Annotated in this window: 11 protein-coding genes; 2 read left to right on the top strand and 9 right to left on the bottom strand. The window is 26.7% G+C overall.

Annotation, left to right across the window (positions count from 1 at the left end; all coding sequences use genetic code 11):
• Positions 1-42: 42 nt before the first annotated feature.
• The 6 genes from LPC13_RS03320 to LPC13_RS03295 form a co-directional block, all read right to left on the bottom strand.
• On the bottom strand, positions 43-822 hold the full coding sequence (locus LPC13_RS03320; RefSeq protein ID WP_234088590.1) for a serine hydrolase: 780 nt from the start codon (positions 820-822) through the stop codon (positions 43-45).
• A 231-nt stretch (positions 823-1,053) separates the two neighbouring features.
• A complete protein-coding gene (locus LPC13_RS03315) occupies positions 1,054-2,154 on the bottom strand; it encodes a 6-phosphofructokinase (RefSeq protein ID WP_005213957.1) in 1,101 nt (366 codons plus the stop codon).
• 306 nt (positions 2,155-2,460) lie between these two features.
• Positions 2,461-4,209 (bottom strand): tetratricopeptide repeat protein, encoded by a 1,749-nt coding sequence (locus LPC13_RS03310; RefSeq protein ID WP_234088589.1) that lies wholly within the window; start codon positions 4,207-4,209, stop codon positions 2,461-2,463.
• Between the two features lie 407 nt (positions 4,210-4,616).
• Complete coding sequence (locus tag LPC13_RS03305) at positions 4,617-5,414, bottom strand: ABC transporter permease (RefSeq protein WP_005213954.1); 798 nt, start codon at positions 5,412-5,414, stop codon at positions 4,617-4,619.
• Positions 5,395-6,165 carry an ABC transporter ATP-binding protein gene (locus LPC13_RS03300; protein WP_005213953.1) on the bottom strand — a complete coding sequence of 257 codons (771 nt, stop codon included), beginning with the start codon at positions 6,163-6,165 and terminating at the stop codon, positions 5,395-5,397. Before LPC13_RS03300 ends, LPC13_RS03305 begins: the two co-directional genes overlap by 20 nt.
• A 197-nt stretch (positions 6,166-6,362) precedes the next feature.
• Complete coding sequence (locus LPC13_RS03295) at positions 6,363-7,406, bottom strand: ABC transporter substrate-binding protein (protein WP_005213952.1); 1,044 nt, start codon at positions 7,404-7,406, stop codon at positions 6,363-6,365.
• A gap of 181 nt (positions 7,407-7,587) precedes the next feature.
• On the opposite strand from LPC13_RS03295, the gene LPC13_RS03290 reads away from it, so the two are divergent.
• Both LPC13_RS03290 and LPC13_RS03285 read left to right on the top strand, forming a co-directional pair.
• Positions 7,588-7,986: a CidA/LrgA family protein gene (locus LPC13_RS03290; protein ID WP_051040695.1), complete on the top strand. Its 399-nt coding sequence runs from the start codon at positions 7,588-7,590 to the stop codon at positions 7,984-7,986.
• 4 nt (positions 7,987-7,990) lie between these two features.
• On the top strand, positions 7,991-8,692 hold the full coding sequence (locus LPC13_RS03285) for an LrgB family protein (protein ID WP_040419632.1): 702 nt from the start codon (positions 7,991-7,993) through the stop codon (positions 8,690-8,692).
• Positions 8,693-8,743: 51 nt separating this feature from the next.
• Here LPC13_RS03285 and LPC13_RS03280 read toward each other — a convergent pair whose 3' ends face one another.
• From LPC13_RS03280 to LPC13_RS03270, 3 genes are all read right to left on the bottom strand, one after another.
• Positions 8,744-10,918, bottom strand: a complete 2,175-nt coding sequence (locus tag LPC13_RS03280; RefSeq protein WP_005213949.1) for a type IA DNA topoisomerase — start codon at positions 10,916-10,918, stop codon at positions 8,744-8,746.
• A 181-nt stretch (positions 10,919-11,099) separates the two neighbouring features.
• Positions 11,100-11,651, bottom strand: a complete 552-nt coding sequence (locus tag LPC13_RS03275) for a TspO/MBR family protein (RefSeq protein ID WP_005213948.1) — start codon at positions 11,649-11,651, stop codon at positions 11,100-11,102.
• A gap of 84 nt (positions 11,652-11,735) precedes the next feature.
• A complete protein-coding gene (locus LPC13_RS03270; RefSeq protein WP_040419630.1) occupies positions 11,736-12,662 on the bottom strand; it encodes an alpha/beta hydrolase in 927 nt (308 codons plus the stop codon).
• Positions 12,663-12,839 lie beyond the last annotated feature (177 nt).

Raw genomic sequence — 12,839 nt, 5'->3', positions numbered from 1 at the left:
TTTCATAGAATATCACTTCTAGAAATAGTTGTCAATACATTTTTATTTCCAATTATTCATAACTTCATCCCACATCATTTTACCACATTTAGCTAAAGATACTGTTCCATATACACTATTTGGTACATCTTGTGATAATACTGTAAAAGCAAATCTTCCCTTAGGTAATTCTAATAGTGCTGTATCATTTTCAACACCTTTTTTATCTCCAGTTTTACTTGATATTTCTACCTTTAAATCATCTGGTATATATAACGCAATTTTATTTTTTATTTGTTGTCTTCTTAATATATCTATTAGCATCTGTCCATTTTCCTTATTTAAAAATGTTCCATTAGCTAAATGTTTCCATATTCTTGATAAATCATATGCTGATGTAAAATTTTCTACCCCTTCAACGTTTATTCTTTCATCATTAGTCTTTCTATTTAATTTAGTATTTTTTAATCCAATAGCTAATATATCTTCATTTATTTGCTCCATACCAACAATATCAATAATCTTATTTGCAGCTGTATTGTCACTTTGTATTAACATTATTACTAAAAGTTCAAATACAGTATATTCTCTTTCATTAAACTCATGGATTATTCCAGTACCAAAAACTTTATCTGAACTTTGAATTTTGATCTTATCCATAAAATCAACTTTCTTATCTTCTACAGCTTTTATCAATGAAACAGCTATAGGCAATTTCATACATCCAGCAGCAACCATAGAAACGTTTTCATTGTACCCATACACATATCCACTCTTTAGATCCTCAAAAAAGAAACTATATTTTCCGATTCTTGATTCTAAATATTTCTTTATTTCTTTCATAATACCCTCCTAAATCCACTTATTCTAAAAATTTCTTTACTCTATATTTATTATAACATATTGTCAGAATATTTTGAAGTATTTCATTATTTTTTTACTATATTTTTTAATTGCCATATACACTTTTATTTTTTACTTTATATAAATAACTATACTATATATTCTTAAAACAACTGTTTTATTACTTAAATAAGACTGTACCAAAACAATCATTTTGGTACAGTCTTATTATTATTCTGCAAATGTTATTCCTATTTTCTTAGCAACTTGTACTAATTCTCCTTCTGGATTAACCTTCTTAGTATTTTGGCCTATTACATTTTCTAAAGTATCACTAGATATTTTATCTCCTTTTAAGCATACCATTTCCCCAAAATTACCATTCATCATTAATTCAACGGCAGCAACTCCATATCTAGTTGAAAGGATTCTATCATAAGTAGATGTATTACCACCTCTTTGTATATGTCCTAAAACTGTACATCTTACTTCATGATCTTTTATTAATTTTTCTAAGTCTTCTGCAAGCTTATTACCAATTCCTCCAAGTCTTATAGGATCTGGACTATCTGCTACTATTTTAGATACTACAACCTCGCCATCCTTTGGCTTAGCCCCTTCTGCAACTACAATTATTGTAAAATTCTTTCCTTGCTCTTCTCTTTCCTTTACTTTTAATGCAATTTTGTTTATATCATATGGCATTTCTGGTAAAAGAATTATATCAGCAGAACCTGCAATTCCTGATTCTAATGCTATCCATCCAGCATTTCTTCCCATAACTTCACAAAGCATAATTCTATGATGTGATTCAGCTGTAGTATGAAGTCTATCTAAAGCTTCTGTTACAACATCAATAGCTGTATTAAATCCAAAAGTTACATCTGTTGAGGATAAATCATTATCAATAGTCTTAGGAACACCTATAACCTTAACTCCTTTTCTAGCAAAATCTCTAGCTGAAGTTAATGTTCCATCTCCACCAATAACTATTAATACATCTACGCCTTCTTTTCTCATATTTTCAACAGCAACATCTGAAACGTCCTTTTTTACCATTACACCATTTTCTTCAACTGTATAATCAAATAAATTATCTTTATTAGAACTATACAATATAGTACCACCTCTATGTAGTATTCCTGATACACTATCTAGAGTTAAATTTACAAAATCATTATTGTATAAACCTCTATATCCAAATTTATATCCTATCACTTCTATTCCGTAGTTTAATATTGCTGTTCTTGTAACTGCTCTAATTACTGCGTTTAGCCCTGGACAATCTCCTCCACCTGTTAATAAAGCTATTTTTTTAATTCCTTGTTCCATATAAATATCCTCCCATTAAAATAATTCCCCATTTACTTTTCAACAAAATGTACTTTAAGATCCTTTTACTTTGCATACATTTACAAAATTTCAATCTTTTTCCTTATTTAATAATATCATAAATTTTTAAAAGTGAAAAGTATATTTTTTTATCATTTCAGAATTTTCTATAAATTTAATAGTTTTTTTATATTTTTAATATTAAACAATAAAAAAATAAAGAACACTAATAAAACTTTCTATTAGTGTTCTTTATTTAAAATATATTAATTTATGCTTTTAATATTCCTATCTTTTTTAACTTATTTAATATACTAATTCTAATGTTGGTACAGTAATTACTGCCCCAGAATCATTTGCTACAACATCATAAACCTTCTTTATTTTATTATAATTATCAATTATTGTAGCTTTAGTTTTTTCATCTAATTCTTTAGGCATATCATCATACGCAGATTCAATATTTGCATACGCTCTCCATACATCTTCCTCTACTATCATATAATAACAAGCTGCATTATTTAATGTTAAAACATCATTCTCATTAACCATAAATGCCTTTCTTATAAATTCTAATGCTTTTTCATTATCATTTTCATTAAAGTAAATAGTTCCTAATGCTCTATAATAGTTTTCATTTTCTGAGTTTACATTTATTGCTTCTTCTAAATCTACTATTGCATCTTCAAACTTTTCTTGATGTACATCTAACATAGCTAATTTATAATATATCTCATCTGTTTTAGATACAAATGGCTTTGCTAAATTGTAATACTCTTCTGCTTTAGTATAATTTGCAACAACATCAGCATAATAATCACCTGATTTTAACATGATATAATAATTAAAAGGTTCTTTCTCTAAAGCTGTTCTAATATATGCATCTACATTATCTAAAGTCCCCAATGCATTCATTATGTTAGGAATTAATATTCCATAACTATTTGGATAGTTTCTATTTTCAACTATACTTTCGTTAGCTTTTTCAAAAGCCTTATTATAATCACCATCATTATAGTAATCTATCGCTGTTAAATATGAAGCTATATATGAATCATCTTCTGTTTCACTTAATTCTTTAACTAACTTCTTTAACTTACTTTTATTATTCTCACTTATATCTATTGATATTTTTATCAAATCACAATTTATGTTGTTTACTTTGTTTAATGAATCATTTAATATTTCATTAGCGATTTCTTTTGTTTCTTCATCCATTGAATATATTTTAGCAATAAACATATTTAATGCTTCTTCTGGATTTTTTTCATTTAAAAATTCTAATTCTGATAATAAATCATTCTTATCAAAAATAACCGCTTGCTCTATTACATCAGATACTTTAATTTCATTTGCATCATTATAATAGGCTTCTTTTAAAGTGTTTATTCCCTCATTAACATTTCCTAAAATAAATTGCATTTCTGCTAATATGGATAAATCATATGCTGAATCTCTATCTACCGGATATGCTTCTACTATTTCTTTTGCATATGTATTTTTATTATTTGCCATATATACAGTAAACATAGTTTTTAATAGTGGTTTATAATCATTGTATACCTCTAAATAATATTCACCTAAACTTAAAGCCTGATCATTTTCACCATTCATAAAGAATGTAAATATAACTTCATTTACTAATTCCTTATCTTTCTCTAAATACTTTTCCTCATCTTCTGCTACTAATTTATCTTTTAATATCATGGCTTCTTTTAATAAATTGTTAGATTCATTAAACTTTCCATTTAATGAATATATCTCTGCAGCTTTTACTTTATAAATTGGCCAATCTTCTTTTTCCTGCATCTTAATATACTCTGCTATTGCATTATCATATTTACCAGCATAATAATATTGCTCCGCTGTATTTGTGGTGATACTAAATGTTTCTTTTCCCATAACACTCTGTATGCTCACCATAACAGCAAAAACAAAAAATAGTGATAATCCTATTATTACTATAGCTTGAATATAGTCTTTTTTATTATCTTTCTTTTTTAAAACACTTTCTTCATTACCAAATTCACTAGTAATTTTATTTTTATTATCCATAACTCCTCCATACTTATTTTCTCATTTCTACAATATTCTTTATTTTATCAGATAATTCACTTTTTTTCAAATATATTCTCTTATCTTGGAAATTCCACGTTAAATCTTACTATTTTCTCTATGACTTGTTCTTAAATTTACTCTTCCGTTTTAACTTTTATATTATATAATTTAAAATAATCATATAATCACATATAATAACAAACAAGAAATGCTATTATATAAATATTCATTTAAATTATTTATTTGTAAATATCTACTCATATTAAACGTAACACTAAAATTGTAAAGTAAAAGAATATGGAGCCTTATTAAAAGTTATATATTAATTAACTTAAATTTATTAAGTATATCAATATATATTTTTAATAACTCTCCTTTACTTTATCAAAATCTTAATTTATAAGCTAATCTTTTTTTATAAATTTATTTTCAAGTATGGCTACTGCTTCATACATTAAAAATGCAATTACTGATAAAATAACTATACTCATCATAACCATATCTAATTGAGCAATTTGTCCACCATATATTATTAAGAATCCTAATCCTTCTCTTGCAACTAGAAATTCTCCCATAATAACACCAACCCATGATAAACCAACATTTATCTTTAATGCTGATATTATAACTGGTATTGATGCTGGAAATACTAGATATCTCAATGTTTGAAGTTTATTCGCTTGAAATGTCCGCATTAATAATAACTTTCCTTTGTCAACTTCATTAAATCCAGATAATACACTTATTATAGTTGTTACTAAAGATATTAATAATGCTATAACAATTATAGCTGGCGTTCCATTTCCAACCCAAAAAATTATAATAGGAGCTAGCGCTACTTTTGGAAGAGCATTTAATACTACCAAATACGGTTCTAATACTTTAGATGCTGTTTTTGATGCCCATAATAATATTGCAATTATTACACCAATTACAGTTCCTAATGTAAAACCTAATATAGTTTCATAGCAAGTAACCAAAATATGTCTTCCTAATGTTCCTTCATTTATAAAATTCATTAAAGATTTAACTATTCTACTAGGGCTTGATGTTAAAAATGGATCTATCCAACCAACTCTCGCTGCAATTTCCCATAGTGCAATTAAAGCAATTAAAATAAATATTCTTGTTAAAGTAATTTTTATTTTTTCTTTTTTTACTCCTTTTAAATAAAGTTCATGTTCATTGTTTTTTTCCATCATCAAGTTCCCCCCATAACCTTCTAAAATAAACATTAAATTCAGGCTCTTTTCTCTTATCAAAAGGAGTTGCATCTTTATTTTTAAACTCAATTAAAACATCATCTTTTATAGTCGCTGGTCTACTAGTTAGTATTATAACCCTTTTCGACATTACAATAGCTTCTCCTAAATCATGTGTTACCATTATTGCTGTCTTTCTCTCTTTCTTTATAATTTCATAAACATCATCTGTAACATTTAATCTACTTTGATAATCTAAAGCTGAAAATGGCTCATCTAAAAGTAATACCTCTGGTTTTAAAACAAGGGTTCTAATAAGTGCTACTCTTTGTCTCATTCCTCCTGAAAGTTGAGTTGGCTTATGTGATTTAAATTTTAATAATCCATAGCACTCCAACATTTTATCCGCAAATTCTATATTTTCTTTTGTATATATATTCTTTATTTTTAGTCCAAGTAACACATTTTCTCTTACTGTAAGCCATGGAAATAAATAATCTTTTTGAAACATATATCCCATTTTATCTAGATTAGTTTTTATTTGAGGATCATTATATTTCACTTCACCTGATGATGGAGTTAAAATTCCACTAATTATATTTAATAATGTTGATTTTCCACATCCGGATGGTCCTATAATACTTATAAATTCACCTTCATCAACTGAAAAATTTATATTTCTTAAAGCCTCTGTTACTCCTTCAATAGTATGATAATTCATATTTATATCTTTTATTTCTAATAGACTCACTTTACCACCACCCCTTTACCTTAATTAAAAGTTAATACTAATTATTTAAAAATCTCACCACTACTTTAGTTGGTAGGGTCAAATTCAATTTTCCAAATTGTCTATACTCATTTTGAGTTAAATCTACAATTTCACTTATCTTAACATTTAGTAAAATAGAGGTTGTGCAAGCTATTTTGCTACAACCCCTTTAAAATTTACTTTATTGCTTCATTTGCAAAAGTGTTATTTACAATAATGTTAAAATCCGGTCTCTCTTTTATTAAACTGTCGTCATAACCTTGTATAATGTCCATAAGTCTATTTAAACCATCTTCAGAAACAACAGGGTTTTCAGCATAAGCCTCAATATCTTTATAGTTTTTTATAACTTGTACTATAACATCCTTATCAGTACCTGGGAAAAATGAAATAATTGAATCTGCAACTTCTTCATCTGTATGTTCTTTTACCCATTGTTGACCTTTATAAATAGCATTTGTAAACTTTTGTATTACTTCTGGATTTTCATCCATATATGACTTTGTTGTATAAAAACAGGTATATGCGATATTTCCCGCTGATTCTCCAATAGATGCTACTATTTTTCCACCACCATCTTTTTCAAGCATAGTTGCTGTAGGTTCAAATAATGCTACATATTCTCCTGTTCCTGACTTAAAAGCACCTGCTGTGGCTGTAAAATCTATATTTGTAACCATACTTACATCTTTTTTAGGGTCTAATCCATTTTGTTTCAAAACATATTCTAATGCCATCTCTGGAATTCCACCTGGTCTTCCACCTATAAGTTCTTTACCTTCTAATGACTTCCAATCAAAATCTTCCTCTTCACTTCTACCTACTAAGAATGAACCATCTCTTTGAGTAAGTTGTCCAAATACAACTGGATAGTCCTCCCTACCTTGATTATAAATATAAACAACTTGTTCTGGACCTGAAAATCCTATATCAACATTTCCACTTAACAATTGTTGCATTGTTTTATCTGCACCTTGTCCAGTTGATAAATCTATTTCTAGCCCTTCCTCTTCAAAAAAACCTTCATTTATAGCTACATACATAGGTGCATAAAAAACTGATCTTACAACTTCATTTAACCGTACTGTTTGTAATTCAGCCTTTTTTTCTTCATTTGAAGTATTAGTATTTTTATCAGTTTTTCCACACCCCATAAAAGCTACTCCAATAAATGCAACTACACCTACAATAGCTAAAAACTTTTTAAAAACTTTACTCATAAACCACCCTTCAGCAAAACTTCTATAAATTACTATGCTTTATAATATGACTTACAATTGTATTTTGTTAATTAATGGAGCATTTTATATTAATAATTGTCTAAGTATCTTATTTAGTAGATTTACTTAATTATTATTTAATGTTAAAATATTTTTATATCAATTTATGGAGGTATTTGCTGTGAAATTTTTTAGAGAGTCTATATTAATTTTATCTATTTATTTTGCTGGAGAAATAATTTCAAAATTATTTAATCTACCTATTCCCGGTAATATAGTAGGAATGATATTATTATTTTTACTTTTAATAAGCAATATAGTTAAATTAGAAAAAGTTGAAAACTTATCTAACTTTTTTTTAGATCACTTAGCTTTCTTCTTTATACCAGCAACAGTTGGACTTATGGTTTCATTTGAAGCATTAAAAGGTAGTCTATTAAAAATACTACTTTTATGTGTACTAACTACAGTTATAGTAATTGTCGTTACTAGTTTAACTGTTCAATTTATCTGCAATAAAAAATCTAGTAATAATGTACATAATAAAAAACCTAAAAATAGTACTAAGAAAGGAGCCTAATATAATGAGTATTTTTACTGACAATATGTTTTTTGGAATCTTTATTTCTCTAATTGCCTTTGAAATTGGATTATTAATATACAAAAAAACAAAATTTCCTCTTTTTAATCCACTTTTAATTGCTTCTCTATTAATAATTTGTTTTCTAAAAATATTTAATATTGATTTTGATACATATAATAAAGGCGGTCAATTTATAAATATATTTCTTGGGCCTGCAACAGTTATATTAGCTGTACCTTTATACAAACAATTTAATTTACTTAAAGAAAATTTTATTCCTATAATGAGTGGTATTTTAATAGGTAGTTTAGTTAGTATACTATCTGTAATCTCCATTGCATTATTTTTAAATTTAGATAACACTTTAATAGTTTCCTTATTGTCTAAAAGTGTTACTACTCCAATTGGAATCGAAATAACAAATAGCCTTGGTGGAATTTCTTCTATTACTGTACTGGCTATTGTTGTTTCAGGAATCGCTGGTTCTGTATTAGGACCTATAACATTAAAGCTTTTAAGAATAAAAAATCCAATTGCTATAGGTGTATCATTAGGTACCGCTTCACATGCTGTTGGTACAACTAAAGCGTTAGAAATCGGTGAAACTGAAGGTGCTATGAGTTCTTTATCTATTGGAATTGCAGGAATTATAACTGTCTTTTTAGCACCACTATTCTATACCTTATTAACTAAATTTATTTAAAATTAAAAAGCTATCTATATAAACTTAAATTAGTCTATATAGATAGCTTTCTTAATTAATAAATTCCATTTTCCAATTATAATATCCCGTATTCTCATCCTTTTCATATCTTAAATAAGCTGAAAATAACGTTCCCTTTTTACTTCTAAGATTTCTAAAACCTACTTTTCCATTTTTCAAAAGTAATTCAACCATTTCCTTAGTAACTTTTTTCCCCATAGATTCGATAAACTTATCATTTTTCCAAATAGTATATTTGCAACCATTTTTCCAATTTACACAACCAAATCCCTTTTCACCTTCAATAATTGAATTTCCACACACAGGACATTTTCCTACTTCTTCAGCTCCATTTGGTATTTCAACCTTAAATTTATGTAACATTGAGCTGTCGTTTTTTATTTTTTCAACGGAGTTCTTAGTAAATTCAAATATTAAATTTAGGAAATCTTCTTTTTTAAATTTTCCTTTTTCTATATCAGCTAAGGTTTTTTCAAGTCTCCCTGTATATTCTAAATCTAGAAGCTCTTTTGCTGGAAATATCTCAACTATTGTTCTTCCAAGTTCTGTTGTAGTTAAACTCTTTCCCTTAGTCTTAATATATCCTATATCTTTTAACTTCTTTATAGTTTCAGCTCTAGTTGCTGGTGTTCCTATACTAAATCCACTTAAAATAGCTTGCATCATTTCTTCTGAGTTTGTTTCATCATCAGAATTTTCTTCTTTAAAACCTTTACCACAAGTTTCCATAACTCTTAAAAGCGTTTTTTCTGTATGATATTTAGGTGGCTTTTTAGTAACTTTATTAACTTTACTATCTACTATATCTAAATTTTCACCTTTTTCTACTAAAGGTAAAATTGTATCCTTAGTTTCAATTTTTTCTACTATTCTCCACCCTTTAATAATTTCAACTTTCCCCTTAGAAATAAATTCACCTATACAAGCTTCTTCATTTACTTTAAATGTAATTTTAGTTTCTTCAAATTCAGCTACAGGCATAAACTGCATTATAAATCTATTTTTAATAGCATTATAAACATACTGTTCTTCAGTACTTAATCCCTTTGGAATAACATATGTTGGTGTTATTGCACTATGGCTTTCAACCTTTGATGTATCAAAAACCCTTTTTGATTTAACAAACTTAATTTCTTCCTCGTATGGTAATCCTTTTTTATGTGTTTCTAGTACTTTTTTGGCTTTGTCTACTAAACTTTCCTCAAGAACACTACTTGCTGTTCTTGGATATGTTATAAGCTTCTTTTCATAAAGTCCTTGTGCAACCTTTAAAACTTTATCTGACGTCCATCCTTTATATTTACTTGTAATATATCCTTGTAGATTTGACAAGTTAAATAGCGGCTGCGGATATTCTCGTTTCTTTTCAATTTCTTTATCTACAACTACTGCTTGTTTTTCCTTTAATATTTTACTTATACTATCTAGGTACTCTTTCTTTTCAAATTTTTCTGTTCCCTTTTCATAATAAAGGCTTTCAAATTCTATATTATCCTTAGATTTTAAATTTATTAATAACTTATAATATGACGATTCCTTAAAATTTTCTATTTCCTTATCTCTATCATAAATTATTTTTAATGTTGGTAATAATACACGTCCTATATTTATAGTTTTTCTTTCACTAGCACCATATCGTAGCGTTGCCACCGATGTTAAGTTAATACCTATAGTCCAGTCTGCTAACTGTCTCCCTATTCCCGCATCTTGAAGAGGCTTCATTTCACTATTAAGCTTTAAATTAGCCATTCCTTTTTTAACTTCATCTTCTGTCCATTCATTAAGAAGAAGTCTATATATAGGCTTTTTTATATCATAATGTATAAATAATTCATCTGATATAACTTGCCCTTCTCTATCAAAGTCAGTTGCAGATATTATTCCGTCCACATCTTCTCTATCTATTAATCCCTTAATTATATTAATTTGCTTTTCTGCACCTTTATCTACAACTTCCCTGTTGCTACTATCACATTTTATCTTATACTTAAAATTATTTGGTATAAAGGGGAACTTCTCCATTCTCCATCCCTTCATATTTTCATCATAATCTTTTGCATCATATAATTGAAGCAAATGTCCAAATGCCCAAGTAACTAAATAGTCTTCCCCCTCAAAGAAACCATCTCTTCTTGTCTTTATCTTAAATGCATCTGCTATATTTTTAGCGACAGATGGTTTTTCCGCTATAATTACTTTCTTCAAAATACTCTTCTCCTTAAATATAAAATATACATTTCTAAGTGTATATTTTATATCATTTAAATTTATAATTCAAATGATTATTAAAATAACAAAATAATTAAAAAGTTAAAAATGGCAAATAAAATTAATTTACCCCTTTTAACTTTTACCAAATTTGTTTAAATATATTCCTTAATTAAAATTACATTTCATTAAATATCCATATATATAAGCTTAAATATGATGCAAATGATACCCATAATATATATGGAATCATTAATATACCAGCTATTTTATCAACCTTAAAGAACTTTACTATAGTAATAACTATTAATATAAGTAGTAATATTATTAAAATAAAAGAAATTCCATATAGTCTTAAATTAAAGAATACTATAGACCAAAGAAAATTAATTAATAACTTAATAATATAATAAAAATATCCATCATAATCTTTTTTCCCAGCTTTATTATTCATATAAATTCTATAAGAAGCTATTCCCATCAAAGTATATAATATAGTCCAAACTATTGTAAAAACTATTGCTGGTGGAGTTACTATACTTTTCTTTAATGTATCATATGTATTCATTGAATTTTTAGTAAATAAAGTAATTATAATAGCTCCAGCTAATGGAAGTAATATATTTTTCATCAATGCCATAATATCAAATTTATTATTATAGCAAAATATATTTCTTAATATACCTTTTTGTTTTTTATTTTTTTTCTTTACCTTCTTCTTTTCTTTCAATACTAAACACCCCTCATTATTATTACTACAAATATATGTTTCATAACATTAAATAATGTTCAGTAAATTATAAATGATAAAATATTATATAATATTATTTATCCAATTTAATATATCCTCAATAACTTCATCCTTATTATTTTCATTTAACATTTCATGTCTGCCATTTTTATAAAGCTTATATTTTAAATCTTTTATCCCTAAAGCTTTATAACACTCATATAAATTAATTATTCCTTTTCCAAAATCTCCTACAGGATCTTTATCTCCAGCAAAAATATAAACTGGTAAGTCCTTAGGAATCTTATTTAAATTTTCTTTCTCATTTATTTTCCATAATCCTCTTATTAAATCATAATAATATGAGGTTGTACAAATAAATCCACAATATTCACTATCAATATATTTATCAACCTCTTCATCAACAGAACATAACCAATCATAATTTGTTCTAGTTGGTTTAAATTTATTATTAAAGCTTCCAAATGATAATTTATCCATAAGCTCACTCTTTGCTTCTCTTCCTCTTATCTTCATTTCAACCTTTGAAATTACTATTCCTAGTCTTGTTATGTAATCTGGCCTTCCATTTGTTCCTGATAAAATAACACCATCTAACTCATCTCCATATAATTCAATATATCTTTGACTTACAAAAGAACCCATACTGTGTCCAAATAATATTAAAGGCAAGCCATTATTTTCTTTCTTTATTATATCAGTTAGTTCTTTAACATTTTCAACAAGTATATCAAATCCTTCATTATCAGCTATATATCCTCTTTCTTCTTCACTTTTAGCTGTTTCTCCATGCCCTCTATGGTCATGTGCATATACAATAAATCCCTGTTCCGAAAGCTTATTGGCAAAATAATCATATCTACATGCATATTCTGTCATTCCATGGGATATTTGTATTATCCCTTTAGCTTCACTATTCGCATCCCATTTATAACATTTTATTTCTTTTCCTTCTTTATCAACAAACGAAAATTTTTTCAAAACTTCCATCTCCTCATTAGTTTTTCTTATTATTATCTTCCTATATATAAACATCGTCAATATTAACTAATGTAATGTTAAATAATTATTCATTTTTTTAAAATTTATTTTTATTTTTTTTAATTTAATTTAAATATCCTATCAAGATACATTTGTTAAACCGTAAGTTTGTGTTATACTATTTTA

Source organism: Clostridium celatum (assembly GCF_021412605.1).
GTDB classification, from domain to species: Bacteria; Bacillota; Clostridia; order Clostridiales; family Clostridiaceae; genus Clostridium; species Clostridium celatum.
The sequence above is the reverse complement of the archived record's forward strand: the minus strand, read 5'-3'. Positions and strand labels throughout refer to the sequence as shown.

What these genes read in the sequence shown, in the direction of transcription:
- LPC13_RS03320 (WP_234088590.1), bottom strand. Translation starts at nt 822, where the DNA reads ATGAAAGAAATAAAGAAATATTTAGAATCAAGAATCGGAAAATATAGT.
- LPC13_RS03315 (WP_005213957.1), bottom strand. Translation starts at nt 2,154, where the DNA reads ATGGAACAAGGAATTAAAAAAATAGCTTTATTAACAGGTGGAGGAGAT.
- LPC13_RS03310 (WP_234088589.1), bottom strand. Translation starts at nt 4,209, where the DNA reads ATGGATAATAAAAATAAAATTACTAGTGAATTTGGTAATGAAGAAAGT.
- LPC13_RS03305 (WP_005213954.1), bottom strand. Translation starts at nt 5,414, where the DNA reads ATGATGGAAAAAAACAATGAACATGAACTTTATTTAAAAGGAGTAAAA.
- LPC13_RS03295 (WP_005213952.1), bottom strand. Translation starts at nt 7,406, where the DNA reads ATGAGTAAAGTTTTTAAAAAGTTTTTAGCTATTGTAGGTGTAGTTGCA.
- LPC13_RS03285 (WP_040419632.1), top strand. Translation starts at nt 7,991, where the DNA reads ATGAGTATTTTTACTGACAATATGTTTTTTGGAATCTTTATTTCTCTA.
- LPC13_RS03270 (WP_040419630.1), bottom strand. Translation starts at nt 12,662, where the DNA reads ATGGAAGTTTTGAAAAAATTTTCGTTTGTTGATAAAGAAGGAAAAGAA.